This window comes from Paraburkholderia sp. BR13444 (assembly GCF_040948755.1).
GTDB classification, from domain to species: domain Bacteria; phylum Pseudomonadota; class Gammaproteobacteria; order Burkholderiales; family Burkholderiaceae; genus Paraburkholderia; species Paraburkholderia youngii.
Window position 1 is genome coordinate 369,070 of sequence record NZ_JBFPKM010000006.1, and the last position, 16,250, is coordinate 385,319.

The following is a 16,250-nucleotide window of genomic DNA, read 5'->3' on the forward strand; positions in this document are numbered from 1 at the left end:
GACGCTCCGCTCACGCAACGCGCGAAGTGACAGGAGCCGCCGGCGAAGCACCCCGGCTGGCCGCGAAGCGGCGGATGTCGAACGGCTCGAGCGGCGTGCTGGTCGCGCCCGTGTCGATCAGTTCGGCCATCGTATCTCCGACGCCCGGGCCCAGCTGGAACCCGGCGCCGCAAAAACCGAACGCATAGAACAGGCCGCTCGTCGTGCCGCTCGCGCCCATGATCGGCCGGTCGTCGGGCATATAGCCTTCGACGCCGCTCCATACCCGGATGATGTTCAGCCTGCGCAGCATCGGCGCGACGCGCTGCAATTGCCTGAACTGCAGCAACGTGCTTTGCGGCAGGACCTTCGCACGGCGTTCGTCGAGATACGCCGGCGCACGCGCGCAACCGCCGATCACGATATTGCCGCGCGCGACCTGGCGGAAGTACACGACCTCCTCGATCTGCGGCGACGACACGCCGACCACCGGCTGGATCGCATACGGCACGGGTTCGGTCACAGCCATTTGCGGGCCGTTGACGGCGATCGGCACCGCTTCGCCAAACTGCTCCGAGAGCAGATTACCCCACGCACCCGCGGTGATCAGCAGCACCGGGGCATGGAAGGTACGGCCGTCGGCGCTCGTCGCGCGAAACTCGGCGCCCTCTTTTTCCACTGTCACGACATCGCAGTTTTCGACGATCTGCGCGCCGAGCCGCGCCGCCGCGCGAGCAAACGCGGGCGCCGCGAGCCGCGGATTCGCGTGCCCGTCCATTTGCGAGTACGAGCCCGCCAGCACCTCGGCACCGAGAAACGGAAACCGTGCGCGCAGCGCGTCGCCGCGCAGCAGATCGAGCTTGAGACCGTAGTGCGCGGCCTCCTTCGCATAGGTTTCGAACTGGTCGGCCTGCTCTTCGCGATAACAGACGCGCACATGGCCGGACATCAAAAACTCGGCGTCGTGCTGGATCAGTTCGGGCAGACGCCCCCAGATTTCGCGCGAACGGTTCGCAAGCGGCAGTTGCGGCAGAAAGCGCCCTTGCCGGCGTACGTTGCCGAAGTTGGTACCGCTCGCCTGCTGACCAACGAGCTGGCGCTCGAGCAGGATCACCGAGCGGCCCCGTTGCCTCAGAAAAAATGCGGCGGAAGCACCCATAAACCCGCCGCCCACGATCAGCACATCGGCCTGTGCGCGGTTCATTCGGTATCCTCCACGGTTGCGATGGCCAGCGGCTTCACGGGTGCCTGCCCGCGAAGCCTGCCAACCTGCTCGAGCGGCACGTGCGCGGCCGCCGCGATCACCTCGGCGCCCGCATGGCCGCAGTAGCGTCCCTGGCAGCGCCCCATGCCGACGCGGCTGAACGCTTTGGCGCGGTTCGCTTCCTGCGCGCCTTCGTCGCGCACCACGCGGCGCAGTTCGCCCGCGGTGATGCCTTCGCACCGGCAAACGATCGTATCGTCGGACAGCCGGGCCGCCTGCCCGGCAGGCCACGCAAACGCTTCAGCGAGACCGAGCCGGAAGCGCTCCATTTTGCGCTGTTCGCTCGTCAACGTGGCGAGCGTCGCGGCCGGCACCGCACGCCCGAGATCGCTCAACGCAGCGTAGGCCGCGAGCCGTCCGGCGATCTCCGCGCCATCCGCGCCGAGCACGCGCGCACCGTCACCGGCGATATAGACGCCCTTTTCGGTCGCGCGGCCGAGTTCATCGATTTGCGGCACCCATTGCCGCGTCGGCGCATCGAAACGGAACGCGCAGCGCGCGAGGTCGGCCAGCTGAGTTTCCGGGCGCAGGTGATAGCCGAGACCCACCGCGTCGCAATCGATCTGCGCGACCTTGCCGCGCGCATCGCGAAAGCGGACGCCAAGCACGCCGTCGTCCGGCGTGCCGAGAATTTCGAGCGGCTCGACGCCGTTTTCGACCCGCACGCCCGAGCGCTTCAACGCCGCCACGAGCGCGCGGCCCTTGCGCAGAACGTCGACGCGCGCCAGCAATTTGGGCAGCGCACGCAGCCGCGCACCGGTCGTCGACGTGTCGAGTACTGCCGCTACCTTGGCGCCCGCCTGCACATACTGGTTCGCGACCAGATACAGCAGTGGGCCGGTCCCGATGAATACGACCTGGCGGCCAATCGCGCAGGCCTGCGACTTCAGTGCGATCTGCGCGGCGCCGAGGCTGTAGGTCCCGGCGAAGTGCCAGCCTTTGACCGGCATCAGCCGGTCGGTCGCGCCGGGGCACAGGATCAGCGCGTCGTAGCCTAGCGCGCTCGCGTGTCCTTCATGCACGATATGCAGCTTGCCTTGCGCCACGTTCCACGCGAGCGTCTGAGGACGGTAATCGATCTGCGGGCGCAGTCGCTCGAAGCTGCGATGCAGGTCCCCCGCGCGCGCGGCTTCGGTGCCGTACAGCTTCGCGTACGGCCGCGTGAAGCCGTCGGGCTGGCGCCGGTAGATCTGCCCGCCATCGCGCCGTCCTTCATCGACGACGATCGGGCGGATGCCGGCCGCCAGCAATGTTTCCGCGCAGCGCACCCCTGCGGGTCCTGCGCCGACGATTACGATGCGAGGTTCGCCCATTGGCCCTCCGGTTGCGTCGTGACGACGCGCATGCCTGCTTCGACCACGGTGGTGCAGGCGCGCAGCCTCTCGCCGTCCGCGGTCCATACCCAGCAATCCTGGCACGCGCCCATCAGGCAAAAGCCGGCGCGCTTTTCAGCACCGAATTCGGACTGCCGCACATGCCGCACCGAGCACAGCATCGCGGTGAGCAACGTGTCGCCGGCCAGCGCTTCGACGGTCTCACCGTCGATCGTCAGCTCGATTTTGGCTCGAGCCGTCTCGCCCAAGCGTACGAATCTGCCGTTCATGCCGCGGCTCCCGCCATGCCGTCCGGCGACACGTGAGCGTCGCTGCGATTGCTCAGCACGTGGCGCAGGAATTCGCGGGTACGCGCCTCGCGCGGCGAACCCAGCACCTGCTGCGCGGTGCCCTCCTCGATGATGAGTCCCGCGTGCAGAAAGCACACCCTGTCTGCCACCTCACGCGCAAAGCCCATTTCATGCGTGACGACCAGCATCGTCATGCCTTCGCGCGCAAGGGTGCGCATCACGCCCAGTACTTCGCCGACCAGTTCGGGATCGAGCGCCGAGGTCGGCTCGTCGAACAGGATCGCCTTCGGCTTCATCGCGAGCGAACGGGCAATCGCCACCCGTTGCTGCTGCCCTCCCGAAAGCTGATGAGGATAGGCGTGCAGCTTGTGGCCGAGCCCGACCTTGTCGAGCAGTTCGGACGCTTCGCGTTGCGCTTGCGCACGCGCAAGGCGTTTGACGTGCACGGGCCCTTCCATCACGTTCTCGAGCGCGGTGCGGTGCGGAAACAGATTGAAGCGCTGAAACACCATGCCGACCTGGGTGCGCAACTGGTTGATGTTGCGCGCGCGCTGCTCGACGCGCTCGCCGAGCAGGCGGATTTCGCCTTCGTCGTAGGACTCCAGCGCGTTAATGCAGCGCAGCAGGGTTGATTTTCCCGAGCCCGACGCACCGATCAGGCAGACCACTTCGCCCTGGTTCACGTTGAGCGAAATGCCCTTGAGAACAGGTACGGAGCCAAAACTCTTGTGCACATTCGTGATTTCGATCATCGCATCCTCACTTCGCACTTACCTGGCCCTGTGCCGACCGAATCGTCGTTCCAGATTGCGGGTCATGCTCATCAGCGGCAGGCTCATCGCCAGGTAGCCGAGCGCGACGAGTGTGTACACCGTCAGATTCTGAAACGTCGACGACGCGATCAACTGGCCTTCGCGAGTCATTTCGGCGACCGTGATCGTCGATGCAAGCGATGAGTCCTTCAGCATCATCACGAGCGTGTTGCTGTACGGTGGCAGCGCGACCTTGATCGCCTGCGGCAGGATCACCCGTACCATCGTCTTCACGCGACCCATGCCGATCGACTGCGCGGCTTCGTACTGGCCCGGATCGACCGCCTCGATACCCGCTCGGAAGATCTCCGCGACGTAAGTCGAGTAACCGAAACCCAGCCCGATGATGCTGGCCTGCAACGCCGACACCTGGATGTGGATATCCGGCAGCACGAAGTAGATGTAGAACAGCAGCACGATCATCGGCAGACCGCGCACGACGTTGATCATCGCGCTCACACCGCGTACCACGTGCGGATAGCGCGACATCTTCAACAGCGCCCAGGTCAGGCCGAGCACGGTGCTCAACAGCAGACAACCCAGCGTGATGATGATGCTCATCATCGCGCCTTGCAGCAGAATCGGTACAAAGTCGGCTATATCTTGCCAGCGCATGTCGTGCCTTCCATTGCTGTTTGCATTCGTTCAGTCCGCCGCTCCGCCGGGGGGGCGAACTTCGCAGGGCGGGTCCCGCGTCGTGGCGGGCCCGCCTCTTGTCACGAGAAGCGAATCAGCTCGTGAGGTGCCACTTCTTGAGGATCGTGTCGAGCGTGCCGTCGGCCTTCATCTTCGTCAGCGCGTCGTTGATCTTCGCCATCAGCGCGCTGTTGCCCTTCTTCACCGCGATCGCGATGTCGAACTTTTCCATCGGCACATAGGCATCTTCGACCCGCGTTCCCGCCATCGCGCCCGCCGCCTCCTGGGCCTTCAGGATCGGATAGTCGTTAAAGCCCGCGACGATGCGGCCAAGCGCGACGTCACGCGTCATGTCGGCTGGGCTGTCGTACATCTTCACTTCGGTGAAGATACCGAGCTTCTTCAACTGATCGCCATAGTCGGTGCCGGTCGGCGCACCAACCGTCATGCCCTTCATGTCCTGCACCGAGCGATAGACGGCCTTGTTGCTCTCCTTCACGATGATGCCTTCGCCGAACGCCGTAACCGGCTGCGAGAAATCGACCACTTCGGCGCGCTTCGGCGTCGGCGTCATGCCGGCCACGATGATGTCGATCTTGCCCGATACCACCGACTGGATCAGCGCCGAGAACGGCACCGCGTCGTACGACACGCTAAAGCCCTCGCGCTTGCCGATCTCCTTCACGACGTCCGGCATCAGACCTTCGATCTTCTGGGTCTTCACGTTCATGAACGTAGTCGGCGCGCTCGACGGCGGCGAGCCTGCCGTCAGCGTCGCCCCTTCGGCCGCGTGGGCGGCGTGGGCGGCGCCGAACATCATCGTCATCGCGAGGCCCGCGCCAGCGGCAAAGCGCTGCACGGTGTTGAAACGGACGGCGGAAGCAGGCTGGAACATGAAACGCAACATGGGGATTTCCTTTGGGAATAGTGTTTTTCAATCTGCGCGCTGCCCTGGCATCTGACAGTCGCGATCAGTCGATCCGTTCAATGCAGTACATCCTGCAACCTGTAATACGCGCCGACCAGCGGCAGAAACCACGCGCGTCCGAAGTGTCCTGGAATCGCGGGCCATTCGAGCGTTCGCCACGGATTGCGCGCGGCGGCGCCGAACATCACGTCGGCCATCAGTCGACCCATGTGCACGGACATCTGCACACCGTGGCCGCTGTAGCCCATTGAATAAAACAGTCCTTCATGCTGCCCCGCGCGCGGCAGGCGGTCGGCCGTCATATCGACGAGGCCGCCCCAGCAGTAATCGATGCGCACATCGGCCAGTTGCGGGAAATAGCGGGCGAGCCCGTCACGCAGAATCCGCCCGCTCTTTTCGTCCGAACGCGGGTTCGACATCGCAAAGCGCGCGCGGCCGCCGAACAGCAAACGCTCGTCGGGCGTGGCCCGAAAATAGTTGCCGATGTTCAGCGTCGTCACATACGAGCGGCGCGTCGGCAACAACGCATCGAGGCGGTCCTTGCCGAGCGGCTCGGTCGCGACGATGAAGCTGCCGACCGGTGCGATGCGGCGCCGGAACCATTGCAGCGGACCGACCTGCGACGCGCCCGTGGCGATCAGCACGCGCCCGGCGCGGACCGTGCCGAGCGGACACTGCACGTCGAACGCGTTGCCGCCGAGCGGCTTCAGGTCCGTCACCGGCGCGTTCTCGTAGATCTGCGCGCCGCGGCGTGCCGCCGCCGTGCCAAGACCGACGCCGAATTTGCCCATGTGCATCTGCATGCCGTTGCGCTGCACGAGACCGCCGAAAAAGCTGTCAGACGCGATCTCCTTGCGGATCTGCTCGGGCGGCACCAGTTCGACATCGGGATCGACCTCGCGCCGCAACACCTCGTAGGACTTCGCGAGCGACGCGAAATGCTGCGGCTTCGCCGCGAGCTTGATCTTCCCGGAGTGGCGCAAATCGCAGTCGATTCTCTCTTCCGCAATGATCGATTTCACCGTGTCGACGGCGCCCGCATACGCGCGATAGAACTCCGCCGCGCGCTCGCTGCCGATGCGCGCGGACAACGCGGCGTAGTCCTGCGCTACGCCCGTATTGCAATGGCCGCCGTTACGGCCGGACGCCTGCGCCGCGAGCCGGCCCGCTTCGAACACGACCACCGACTTGCCGCGTTTGGCAAGCTCCAACGCCGCCGACAGTCCGGTGAAGCCGCCGCCGACCACGGCCACGTCCACCCGCTGCGGCAGTGGACTCTGGGCGCCTCCGGTAAACCGTGGCGCGGTGTCGAGCCAGTAGGAGTCGAGCTTCATCGTGATGCATTCCTGTCGGTTGGGTGCGCCGCTCACTGGCGCACGGGAAGCGATATCACCAAAGGGCCGAAGCAGTGGATCAGAGACCGAGCAGCGAAGCCAGTTGCGGAATCCCCGACACTTCGTTGACGCCGTAGTACGGATTCAGCGGCTCGTGATTACGGTTGACGAACGCCTTGTGCTTGATGCCCATGTCGTACGCGGTCATCAGGTCATAGCGGAAGCTCGACGACACGTGCAGCACGTCTTCGGGATTGCAGTCCAGTTGCGAGAACATGTACTCGAAGGCTTTCTGCAGCGGCTTGTACGCCTGCGCCTGCTGCGCGGTGTAGACCTTGTGGAACGGCGCACCGAGCTTGTCGACGTTGCTTTGGATCTGGTCGTTCGACGCATTCGAAAGGATCACCAGCTTGTACTTTTTGGCCAGTCGCGACAGCCCTTCGGGCACGTCCGCGTGCGGGCCCCAAGTCGGCACGGCTTCGTAGATTTTCTGCGCGGTCGCTTCGTCGAACGGCACGCCGGTGCGTTCGCAGGTGCGGCGAACCGAGTTCACGACCACGTCGCGGTAGGGTTTCCATGCGCCCAATACTTCGTCGAGGCGGTAGCCACGGAAGAATTCGACGAACTCGTCCATCTTCGCCTTGTCCAGCTTGTCGCCGTAAAGCTGCCGCGCGGTCTGGCCCATCTGGAAGTTGGTCAGCGTGCCATAGCAGTCGAAAGTGATGTACTTCGGTTCGAAATCGATCATGGTCAACATCCTGTCGTCGTGGCGAACCTGTTCGCAGGCTCGGGGTTCAGTTGCGGGTTGAATCAATGCGGTTGCTGCTTGCGTAAAGCCGGTGTAGCGCGATTGTTCACAACGTTTCGAAATCGATCAGCACACTCTTGTGCCGCATGCTGGCCACCATTGCCTCGCGGCCGAGATCCTTGCCGATACCGGATTGGCCGAAGCCGCCGGTCGGAATGATCATGTCGCCGCTGCGGCCGTAGCGGTTGATCCAGATCGTGCCCGCCGCGATGCGGCGCATCGCCCGCAGCGCCTGGCCGATGTCGCTGCTATGGACACCCGCCGCGAGACCGTAGATCGGATGCGCGGCGAGCGCGATGCCCTCTTCCTCGTCTTTGAATGTCTGTACCGTCAACACCGGGCCGAACAGCTCCTCGCGCACGGCGGGTGTCTCCGCAGTCACATTGGCGATCAGTGTGGGGCGGTGGAAATAGCCTTCTGCGGTGCCTTCGAAAAAGCCGCCGCCAAAGATCACTTCTGCGCCGCCCTCGCGGCTCTGCTCGACCAGCGCTTCGATGCGCCGCGCCTGGGCAGCGCTGATGATCGGCGAATAAGCGGTGCGGCTGTCCCACAGCGGACCAGGCTTGATCGGCTGCAGTTGCCGTTCAATCGCGGCGATCAGCGGCTCGGCGATGCGCTCGTGCACGATCAGCCGCGTACCGGCCACGCAGGCCTGGCCGCCGTTGGCCGTAAAGCCGCGGGCGACGCAGCGCGCCGTATGTTCGAGATCCCGCACGTGCTCGAACACCAGTTGCGGGCTCTTGCCGCCGAGTTCCAGCGTGACGGGCTTGGTGCCGTGCATCGCGGCGTCGCTCATGATCGCGGCGCCCGTGCGGGTCGAACCCGTGAAGCTCATCTTCGAGATGCCCGGGTGACGCGTCAGCGCGGCGCCCGCCGTCGCGCCACGGCCGTTCACTACGTTGAAGATGCCGGGCGGCACGCCGGCTTCGATCGCGAGTTCCGCAATTCGCAGGGTCGAATAAGGCGTCATTTCCGACGGTTTCATCACGACCGCGTTGCCCGCCGCGAGCGCGGGGCCGCACTTCCATGAACACATCGACAGCGGGAAATTCCAAGGCGTGATCGCACCGATCACGCCGTACGGCTCCGATGCAATGAAGCCGAGACTGTCGCGGCGCGTCGCCGCGATATCGCCACCGAGCTTGTCGGCCAGCTCCGCGAAAAAGCGGATCGCTTCGGCGGTGAACGGCACGTCGGACGCGTAGCTTTCCGCCACCGGGCGCGTCGAGCTGACCGTCTCTAGTTGGGCGAGGCTCACCGCATCGCGATCGATCAGCTCGGCCCAGCGGCTCAGCACCTTCGCGCGTTCACGCGGAGAACGCGTGCCCCAGCCGCTCGTCTTCCATGCAGCAAGCGCATTGCTCACTGCGTAATCGACGGTCGCGTCCGACGCATCCGGCACATGGCCGAGCAGAGCGCCATCCGAGGGCCGGTGAACGGCGATCTGCGCCTCGTCCGCCGAATAGTACGCACCGCCAATGAAATGCCCCTGCGGCAACGGAACGGCTGAAGGATCGAAATCGAGTGACGGAGTGGACATGCCTGGCCTGATCAGTAGGTTCAAGTGTGTGGTGCGGCTTGCGTCAACGCACTGATGATTCCCGGCACCACCCGGCACTGCTGTTCGCCATCGCGACCACCGAATGAACGAACATCGGATGAAGTTCATTTTAATGAACATCAAATGAAATACTAGTGGTCAAAAATAAACTTTGTGAAAAGTTCGTTGTGCGCTGCGATAGGTTGCCTGCCGCGCAGAAGGCGCTGCGGCACCGGCGCACACGAGCGACAGGCCGGCGCGAGCGCGGCGGGCGAGCAAGGCCATGCGTCACGTCCACCCGTTCGTGCAACGCAAAACCGAAAAGGACAACAGGGAAGGAAAGGCGTCGACGTCAGCCGAGGTCCAGGTGAACCGGACGCGACGCATCGGAACGATCGGAGTAAACAGAGGAAGGACAGAGCCGCGCGCCACACGGCACGCGGCTCGAACTACGGACGGATCAAAGATGAATCACGGGCGGCTGCGTATTCATGATCCATAGCAAACGCGCGGTCTTCTTGCTTTCGTTGCGCACACTGTGCGGCACCGTGCTCTTGAACTGGAAGCTGTCGCCCGCGCGCAGTTCGGAGCGCCGGTCGCCGACGTTCAGCACGACAGTGCCTTCCAGCACCAGCCCCGCCTTCTCGCCGATGCCGACCAGCACTTCCTCCGAACCGGAACCGGCCGGCAGCATGATGATCATCATCTGCAAATCGTGATCGCCGTGCGGCGACAACAATTCTTTCTGCATGCCGTTCGTGCCGACTTCGAACAGCGGCCGCTCGGCCGCCTTGCGCACGAAATCGCCGGTGACCGGGTCCGAGACCGCGTCGTCTTCTTCGAGCAGCGCGGTGAGCGGAACCTCCAACGCCTGGCGCAGGCGTTCGAGAATCCGCACCGACGGATTCGCCTTGTTGCGCTCGACCTGGCTGACCGTGCCTACCGATACGCCCGCGCGCATCGCCAGCTCGTTGATCGACAGCCCCTGCGCGACGCGCAGCGCGCGCAGACGAGTGCCGACGTCGCCGTGACCCGGGTCGGCCTCGCGCTTCCTGCTGATCAGTGTTCGCTGCATGGGTTTCCTGTCGATGACGTTGCGGTTGTTGTGCCGGACACGCGCCGTGGCATGCGAAGAGGCTTCAGCCGCCTTCACCACACCGAACGGTCGTGCAATTTCTATCATTATATTGAATATAGCACCATCGGAGTGAACGACAAAATACCTGCGCGGTTGCGTTGCGCGTGACTGGCCGACGCGAGTCGAGCCCGACCACGCGCGCGCCCCAATAACAAAAAGATCGTCCTATGAAGCGGGCGCTGGGAATGCGAAAGTCTAGGCTGACCACGCCGCCAGCAGGAGTTTGCAGTGTCCAAAATAGTGAAGAAATCGCCAGGCTACCGCCGTTTCACCTCCGATGACATCGCGGCCGCGCATCGCCTCTCAGTTGCGGTGCGTTGGCCGCACCGCGCCGAGGACTGGCGCTTCATGTACGACGCCGGATGCGGCTTCGTCGCCGAAGACAACGGCACCGTGATCGGCACCGCGCTGTGCTGGAAATTCGGCGCCGACCGGGGCACGCTGGGCCTCGTGATCGTGTCGCCGGACGAACAGGGACGCGGCATCGGCCGCAAGCTGATGGAACTGGTGCTCGAAGAACTCGGCAACCGCGTGACCTTCCTGCATGCAACGGTCGCCGGCAAGCCGCTCTACGAAAAGCTGGGCTTCGTCGCCTGCGGCGGACTGACCCAGCATCAGGGAACGCTCGGCAGCGTGAGCGCGGTCGCGCCGCCGCCCGGCGAGCATCTGCGCGCGGCGACGCCCGCGGACACGCCCCGCCTGATCGAAATCGCGTCGCGTGCGAGCGGCCTCGAGCGCAGCGCGACGATCCCGTCGCTGCTCGAATTCTCGCAAGCCGTGGTGCTCGAACGCGACGGCGAAGTGCTCGGCTTCTCGCTGTTCCGCCCGTTCGGACGCGGCTACTCGATCGGGCCGGTCGTCGCGCAACGCTCCGCCGACGATCTGCGCGCCCGCTCACTGATCTCGTACTGGCTCGCGCAGCATGCCGGCGATTTCGTGCGGATCGACGTGCCGGGTGACGCCGGCATCAACGACTGGCTGACGAGCCTCGGCCTGACGCGCGTCGATTCGGTCGAAAAGATGGTGCGCAACGCTTCTGCCGACGCGCGCGAGGCGGCCCCCGACCCGACATGGAGCGCGTACGGCATCATCAATCAGGCGATGGCATAAACGGCGATGACCGTTCTCTACAAGGCCGATCCGGTGCGTGGCGCGCTATGGGCCGAGCGCTTCGCGCAGCTCGCGCCCGAGATCCGGTTCCGCGTCTGGCCGGACCTCGGCGATCGCGCGGCCGTGCGCTATCTGGTCGCGTGGCAGCCGGGCGACCTCGCGCTCACGCTGCCGAATCTCGAAGTCGTGTTCTCGGTCGGCGCGGGCGTCGATCAGTTGGACCTGTCGCAGATTCCAGCGCATCTGCCGGTGGTGCGCATGCTCGAACCGGGCATCGTCGAAGGCATGGTCGAGTATGTGACCGAGGCGGTGCTGGCGATTCACCGCGATCTGTTCGACTACGCGTTGCAACAGCAGGCGCGCGCCTGGCAGCCGTTGCCGCTCTGCGCCGCCGCGTCGCGCCGCATCGGTGTGCTCGGCCTCGGCATGCTCGGCACCGCGGTACTCGAGCGTTTGCGGCTGTTCGGCTTTGCCTGCGCGGGCTGGAGCCGCTCGCAGCACGACATCGAAGGTGTCGCCTGCTATGCGGGCGAGGCCGGGCTCGATGCGATGCTGGCCCGCACCGACGTGCTGATCTGCCTGCTGCCGCTGACGGACGCGACGCGCGGGCTGCTGTGCCGCCGGGTATTCGACAGGCTGCCACGAGGCGCGTCGCTGGTGCACGTTGGGCGCGGAGCGCAACTCGTCAGCGGCGATCTGCTCGACGCGCTGCAAAGCGGGCAGATTCATAGCGCGGTGCTCGACGTCACCGACCCCGAGCCGCTGCCCACGGACCATCCGCTGTGGACCCAGCCGCGCGTGCGCATCACGCCGCATATCGCGAGCGCGACGCGGCCCGAATCGGCTGTCGATGCGGTGCTGGAAAACCTGCGTCTGCATCGCGCCGGTGAGCGCATGAACGGCCTGATCGACCGGACTCGCGGCTACTGATACCGATGCACGGCCCGACACGAGAACGCACCCCCAATTGACGATCCGCGCGGTGCCGGCAGACAGCGCGTGATCAACGCAAGGAGAGACACGTATGACCCGCAAATACCGCATTGCCGTCATTCCCGGCGACGGCATCGGCACCGAAGTGATGCCCGAAGGCCTGCGCGTGCTGGACGCCGCCTGCCAGCGCTTCGACATCGGCATCGACTACCGACAAATCGAATGGGCGTCGTGCGACTACTACGCGCAATATGGCCAGATGATGCCCGAGGACTGGAAGCAGCAGTTGCAGGACTGCGATGCGATTCTGTTCGGCGCGGTCGGCTGGCCCGACAAGGTGCCCGACCATATTTCGCTGTGGGGGTCGCTGCTGAAGTTCCGCCGCGAATTCGACCAGTACGTGAACCTGCGCCCCGCTCGTCTGTTCGACGGCGTGCCCAGCCCGCTCGCCAACCGCAAGCCCGGCGATATCGACTTCATGATCGTGCGCGAGAACACCGAAGGCGAGTATTCGTCGGTGGGCGGCACGATGTTCGAGGGCACCGAGCGCGAAGTCGTGATGCAGCAGTCGATCTTCACGCGCCACGGCACCGAGCGCGTGATGAAGTTCGCGTTCGAGCTGGCGCGGCGCCGCGCGAAGAAGATCACGGTTGCGACGAAGAGCAACGGTATCGCGATCAGCATGCCGTGGTGGGATGCGCGCGCCGATGAAATGGCCGCGCGCTACCCCGACGTGAAAATGGACCGTCAACACATCGACATTCTGTGCGCGCGCTTCGTGCTGAACCCCGACCGTTTCGACGTGGTGGTCGCGTCGAATTTGTTCGGCGACATCCTCTCCGACCTCGGTCCGGCGTGCACCGGAACGATCGGCATTGCGCCGTCAGGCAACCTGAATCCCGACCGGCGCTTTCCGTCGCTGTTCGAGCCGGTCCACGGTTCGGCGCCCGACATCGCCGGCAAGGGCATCGCCAATCCGGTCGCGATGATCTGGTCGGCCGCGATGATGCTCGACTTTCTCGGCAACGGCGCGGGCGTCGAGCGCGATGCGCATGACTCGATCGTCGCCGCGATCACGCAGGTGCTGAAGGACGGCCCGCGCACGGGCGACCTGGGCGGCAGCGCATCGACCAAGGAAGTCGGCGCGGCGATCGCGGCGCACGTCGCCAGCGCGAGCCGTCGATAGGCACCGATCACGGACAGCGCAGACGGCCTGACTGCCCGGCGCGTGTCGGGCGCTCCGCCGTCGCACGCCAACCGCACTGGAGACCTCATATGAGCACGAATCTCGAACAACAGGCCCGCGCGCTGATCCGCACGGACAACTTCATCAACGGCGAGTGGGTCGCGGCCGCGAGCGGCCGCCGCTTCGCGGTCACCGATCCGGCAACCGGCAAGCTGATCGCCGAGGTGGCCGACAGCGGTCCCAGCGACGCGCGCGCCGCCACCGACGCCGCCGCCAAAGCGCTGCCCGCATGGCGTGCAAGGCTCGCGAGCGAACGCGCGGCCGTGCTGCACCGCTGGCACGCGCTGATCGTCGCGAATCGCGACGCGCTCGGCGCGCTGATTTCTCTCGAACAAGGCAAGCCGCTCGCCGAAGGGCGTGGCGAGGTCAGCTATGGCGCGTCGTACGTCGCGTGGTTCGCCGACGAAGCCACCCGGATCTACGGCGATCTGATTCCACAGCAGCAGCGTGGCAAACGCATGAGTGCGATCAAGGAACCGATCGGCATCGTCGCCGCGATCACGCCGTGGAATTTTCCGCTCGCGATGATCGCGCGCAAGATCGCGCCGGCGCTTGCGGCAGGCTGCACGGTCGTCGCGAAGCCCGCTGAAGACACGCCGCTCACCGCCATCGCGCTGGTGATGCTGGCGCACGAGGCGGGCGTGCCAGCCGGCGTGCTCAACCTGATCTCGGCCTCGCGCGCCGGCGCGCCGGAGACGGTCGGCGAATGGCTCGCCGACAGCCGCGTGCGCAAGATCACGTTCACCGGATCGACGCCCGTCGGCAAGCACCTCGCGCGTGAATCGGCTGGCACGCTGAAGAAGCTTTCTCTGGAACTCGGCGGCAATGCGCCCTTCATCGTATTCGACGACGCCGACCTCGATGCCGCGGCCAATGGCCTGCTCGCCGCGAAGTTCCGCAATGGCGGGCAGACCTGCGTGTGCCCGAACCGCGTGTACGTGCAACGCGGCGTCTACGAGCATTTCTCCGCGCTGCTGTGCGCGAAGGTGGCCGAGCTGCGGGTCGGCCCCGCGAGCGATCCCGCTTCGCAGATCGGCCCGATGATCAACGAACGGGCCGTGGACAAGATCGCGCGTCATGTCGACGACGCGCTCGCGAATGGCGCGCTCGTGCTGACCGGCGGACGGCGGCTCACCGAGCTGGGACCGCACTACTACGCGCCCACGGTGCTCGGCAACGCCACGGCCTCGATGGCGTTGTGCGGCGAGGAAACCTTCGGCCCGGTCGTGCCGCTGTTCCCGTTCGACAGCGAGCAGGAAGCGGTGCAGGCCGCGAACGACACGCCGTTCGGACTCGCGTCGTATTTCTATAGCGAGAGCATGCGCCGTATCGAGCGCGTGTCGCGCGCGCTGGAAGCGGGTATCGTCGGCATCAACGAAGGCGCGCTCGCCTCGGAGGCGGCGCCGTTCGGCGGCGTGAAGGAATCCGGCTATGGTCGCGAAGGATCGAAGTACGGACTGGATGACTATCTGTCGATCAAGTATCTGTGTCAGGGAGGACTGGAGTAAACATGCAAGCCTATCCGATCGAAGTCGAATTCCCGGACATCTCGGCGCACGCCGACGGCAATACCGGCATCGCATACGTGCACACGTTCGACTCCGGCCAACCCGGGCCGCACGTGATGATCAACGCGCTCACGCACGGCAACGAAGTGTGCGGCGCGATCACCGTCGACGCGTTGTTGCGCGGCGGGCTGCGGCCGCGCTGCGGCAAGCTCACGCTGTCGTTCGCGAACGTCGCCGCCTACGCGCGCTTCGATCCGGCAATGCCCGACAAGGCCCGCTTCGTCGATCAGGACTTCAATCGCGTATGGACCGCCGCGAAACTCGACGACGTTGCAGCGCGCTCGTCCGAACTCGATCGTGCGCGCGCGATGCGGCCGGTGATCGACACGGTCGACCTGCTGCTCGATCTGCATTCGATGCATGAAAAAAGCGCGCCGCTGATTGTCGCGGGCCCGCTGCGCAAAGGCGCGGAACTGGCCGAGCGGCTCGGCGCGCCCGCCACCGTGATCCAGGACGAAGGCCACCCCGAAGGCCGCCGGATGCGCGACTACGAAGGCTTCGGCGACGACGCGAGCGCGAAGAACGCGCTGCTGATCGAATGCGGTCAGCATTGGGAAGCCAGCGCGGTGACGGTCGCGCGCGACAGCACCGCGCGTTTTCTGTTGCTCTCGGGCATCGTCGACGCGGCGGATCTGCCGTCCGGCTGGATCAGGCCGCTGCCCGACGAAATGCGCATCGTCCGCGTGACCGAACCGGTCGTTGCAAAGAGCATGGACTTCCGCTTCGCGGGGCCCTACACCGGGCTCGAAACGTTCGAGCACGCCGGCACCGTGATCGCCTGGTCCGATGGCCAGCCGGTCGCGACGCCGTACGACGATTGCATGCTCGTGATGCCGTCGCTGCGCCAGTTGCGCGCCGGCGTCACCGTGGTCCGGCTAGGCCGGATCGAACGCCGTATTGACATGCGCTCACGCCAACAGGAACAAACCACATGAAAGTCCAGCAGATCAGGCAAGCGGCGGAAGTCACCGCCCTCGAGGATTGGGGAACCGCCGGCCTGCCCGGCACTGAGCCGTCACGCGTAGCGGGACGCCAGTACGTGATTCCGGGTCATGACGCGGTCGACACCGGGCTGTTCGAGTGCTCGCCCGGCACCTACAGGCGCTCGGTCAAGCAGGCGGAGGTCATGCATTTCATCAAGGGCAGCGGCACCTTCACACCCGACGGAGAAGACACGATCCGCTTCGCCGCCGGCGACACGCTGTTCTTCGAAGCCAACACCGAAGGGCTTTGGAACATCGACGAAACGCTGCGCAAGATCTACGTGATCTTTTGACTGCAGCCACACGTACCCGGTATTCGCCGCTCTCATCCATCATGGTTGCTCGAA

General features: G+C 65.3%; 16 protein-coding genes. 6 read left to right on the plus strand and 10 right to left on the minus strand.

Features of this window, described 5'->3' with window-relative positions:
* Window positions 1-10: 10 nt before the first annotated feature.
* From AB3X95_RS20035 to AB3X95_RS20080, 10 genes are all read right to left on the minus strand, one after another.
* Window positions 11-1,183, minus strand: a complete 1,173-nt coding sequence (locus AB3X95_RS20035) for an FAD-binding oxidoreductase (protein ID WP_176122900.1) — start codon at window positions 1,181-1,183, stop codon at window positions 11-13.
* Window positions 1,180-2,556 carry an FAD-dependent oxidoreductase gene (locus AB3X95_RS20040; protein ID WP_368622330.1) on the minus strand — a complete coding sequence of 459 codons (1,377 nt, stop codon included), beginning with the start codon at window positions 2,554-2,556 and terminating at the stop codon, window positions 1,180-1,182. Before AB3X95_RS20040 ends, AB3X95_RS20035 begins: the two co-directional genes overlap by 4 nt.
* Window positions 2,535-2,846, minus strand: coding sequence for a (2Fe-2S)-binding protein (locus tag AB3X95_RS20045; protein ID WP_368622331.1), 312 nt, complete (start codon window positions 2,844-2,846; stop codon window positions 2,535-2,537). The genes AB3X95_RS20040 and AB3X95_RS20045 overlap by 22 nt, the downstream gene beginning before the upstream one ends.
* The gene (locus AB3X95_RS20050) at window positions 2,843-3,619 is read right to left on the minus strand and encodes an amino acid ABC transporter ATP-binding protein (protein WP_018435684.1); all 777 of its coding nucleotides are present in this window, start codon (window positions 3,617-3,619) and stop codon (window positions 2,843-2,845) included. Before AB3X95_RS20050 ends, AB3X95_RS20045 begins: the two co-directional genes overlap by 4 nt.
* A gap of 18 nt (window positions 3,620-3,637) precedes the next feature.
* Window positions 3,638-4,294 carry an amino acid ABC transporter permease gene (locus AB3X95_RS20055; protein WP_129958560.1) on the minus strand — a complete coding sequence of 219 codons (657 nt, stop codon included), beginning with the start codon at window positions 4,292-4,294 and terminating at the stop codon, window positions 3,638-3,640.
* 115 nt (window positions 4,295-4,409) lie between these two features.
* Entirely contained in the window at window positions 4,410-5,222 is an 813-nt protein-coding gene (locus tag AB3X95_RS20060) for a substrate-binding periplasmic protein (RefSeq protein WP_368622332.1), read from the minus strand.
* A 77-nt stretch (window positions 5,223-5,299) separates the two neighbouring features.
* Window positions 5,300-6,577 (minus strand): NAD(P)/FAD-dependent oxidoreductase, encoded by a 1,278-nt coding sequence (locus tag AB3X95_RS20065; protein ID WP_368622333.1) that lies wholly within the window; start codon window positions 6,575-6,577, stop codon window positions 5,300-5,302.
* Between the two features lie 79 nt (window positions 6,578-6,656).
* Window positions 6,657-7,325: a haloacid dehalogenase type II gene (locus AB3X95_RS20070; protein WP_026228738.1), complete on the minus strand. Its 669-nt coding sequence runs from the start codon at window positions 7,323-7,325 to the stop codon at window positions 6,657-6,659.
* A 106-nt stretch (window positions 7,326-7,431) separates the two neighbouring features.
* Window positions 7,432-8,925 carry an aldehyde dehydrogenase gene (locus AB3X95_RS20075; protein ID WP_368622334.1) on the minus strand — a complete coding sequence of 498 codons (1,494 nt, stop codon included), beginning with the start codon at window positions 8,923-8,925 and terminating at the stop codon, window positions 7,432-7,434.
* A gap of 460 nt (window positions 8,926-9,385) precedes the next feature.
* A complete protein-coding gene (locus AB3X95_RS20080) occupies window positions 9,386-10,000 on the minus strand; it encodes a cupin domain-containing protein (protein WP_368622335.1) in 615 nt (204 codons plus the stop codon).
* Window positions 10,001-10,291: 291 nt separating this feature from the next.
* Here AB3X95_RS20080 and AB3X95_RS20085 point away from each other — a divergent pair, with 291 nt between their 5' ends.
* The 6 genes from AB3X95_RS20085 (at window position 10,292) to AB3X95_RS20110 (ending at window position 16,196) form a co-directional block, all read left to right on the plus strand.
* Window positions 10,292-11,173: a GNAT family N-acetyltransferase gene (locus AB3X95_RS20085; RefSeq protein ID WP_368622336.1), complete on the plus strand. Its 882-nt coding sequence runs from the start codon at window positions 10,292-10,294 to the stop codon at window positions 11,171-11,173.
* Between the two features lie 6 nt (window positions 11,174-11,179).
* On the plus strand, window positions 11,180-12,103 hold the full coding sequence (locus AB3X95_RS20090) for a 2-hydroxyacid dehydrogenase (protein WP_368622337.1): 924 nt from the start codon (window positions 11,180-11,182) through the stop codon (window positions 12,101-12,103).
* A gap of 94 nt (window positions 12,104-12,197) precedes the next feature.
* Window positions 12,198-13,292, plus strand: coding sequence for a tartrate dehydrogenase (locus AB3X95_RS20095; RefSeq protein WP_368622338.1), 1,095 nt, complete (start codon window positions 12,198-12,200; stop codon window positions 13,290-13,292).
* 89 nt (window positions 13,293-13,381) lie between these two features.
* A complete protein-coding gene (locus tag AB3X95_RS20100) occupies window positions 13,382-14,860 on the plus strand; it encodes an NAD-dependent succinate-semialdehyde dehydrogenase (RefSeq protein ID WP_368622339.1) in 1,479 nt (492 codons plus the stop codon).
* Window positions 14,861-14,862: 2 nt separating this feature from the next.
* Entirely contained in the window at window positions 14,863-15,855 is a 993-nt protein-coding gene (locus AB3X95_RS20105) for a M14 family metallopeptidase (RefSeq protein ID WP_368622340.1), read from the plus strand.
* Window positions 15,852-16,196: a cupin domain-containing protein gene (locus AB3X95_RS20110; protein WP_018435672.1), complete on the plus strand. Its 345-nt coding sequence runs from the start codon at window positions 15,852-15,854 to the stop codon at window positions 16,194-16,196. Before AB3X95_RS20105 ends, AB3X95_RS20110 begins: the two co-directional genes overlap by 4 nt.
* Window positions 16,197-16,250 lie beyond the last annotated feature (54 nt).

Bases quoted from the DNA above. Each gene is read 5' to 3' on its own strand.
- AB3X95_RS20035 (WP_176122900.1), bottom strand. From the start codon at position 1,183: ATGAACCGCGCACAGGCCGATGTGCTGATCGTGGGCGGCGGGTTTATG.
- AB3X95_RS20040 (WP_368622330.1), bottom strand. From the start codon at position 2,556: ATGGGCGAACCTCGCATCGTAATCGTCGGCGCAGGACCCGCAGGGGTG.
- AB3X95_RS20045 (WP_368622331.1), bottom strand. From the start codon at position 2,846: ATGAACGGCAGATTCGTACGCTTGGGCGAGACGGCTCGAGCCAAAATC.
- AB3X95_RS20050 (WP_018435684.1), bottom strand. From the start codon at position 3,619: ATGATCGAAATCACGAATGTGCACAAGAGTTTTGGCTCCGTACCTGTT.
- AB3X95_RS20055 (WP_129958560.1), bottom strand. From the start codon at position 4,294: ATGCGCTGGCAAGATATAGCCGACTTTGTACCGATTCTGCTGCAAGGC.
- AB3X95_RS20060 (WP_368622332.1), bottom strand. From the start codon at position 5,222: ATGTTGCGTTTCATGTTCCAGCCTGCTTCCGCCGTCCGTTTCAACACC.
- AB3X95_RS20065 (WP_368622333.1), bottom strand. From the start codon at position 6,577: ATGAAGCTCGACTCCTACTGGCTCGACACCGCGCCACGGTTTACCGGA.
- AB3X95_RS20070 (WP_026228738.1), bottom strand. From the start codon at position 7,325: ATGATCGATTTCGAACCGAAGTACATCACTTTCGACTGCTATGGCACG.
- AB3X95_RS20075 (WP_368622334.1), bottom strand. From the start codon at position 8,925: ATGTCCACTCCGTCACTCGATTTCGATCCTTCAGCCGTTCCGTTGCCG.
- AB3X95_RS20080 (WP_368622335.1), bottom strand. From the start codon at position 10,000: ATGCAGCGAACACTGATCAGCAGGAAGCGCGAGGCCGACCCGGGTCAC.
- AB3X95_RS20090 (WP_368622337.1), top strand. From the start codon at position 11,180: ATGACCGTTCTCTACAAGGCCGATCCGGTGCGTGGCGCGCTATGGGCC.
- AB3X95_RS20095 (WP_368622338.1), top strand. From the start codon at position 12,198: ATGACCCGCAAATACCGCATTGCCGTCATTCCCGGCGACGGCATCGGC.
- AB3X95_RS20100 (WP_368622339.1), top strand. From the start codon at position 13,382: ATGAGCACGAATCTCGAACAACAGGCCCGCGCGCTGATCCGCACGGAC.
- AB3X95_RS20105 (WP_368622340.1), top strand. From the start codon at position 14,863: ATGCAAGCCTATCCGATCGAAGTCGAATTCCCGGACATCTCGGCGCAC.
- AB3X95_RS20110 (WP_018435672.1), top strand. From the start codon at position 15,852: ATGAAAGTCCAGCAGATCAGGCAAGCGGCGGAAGTCACCGCCCTCGAG.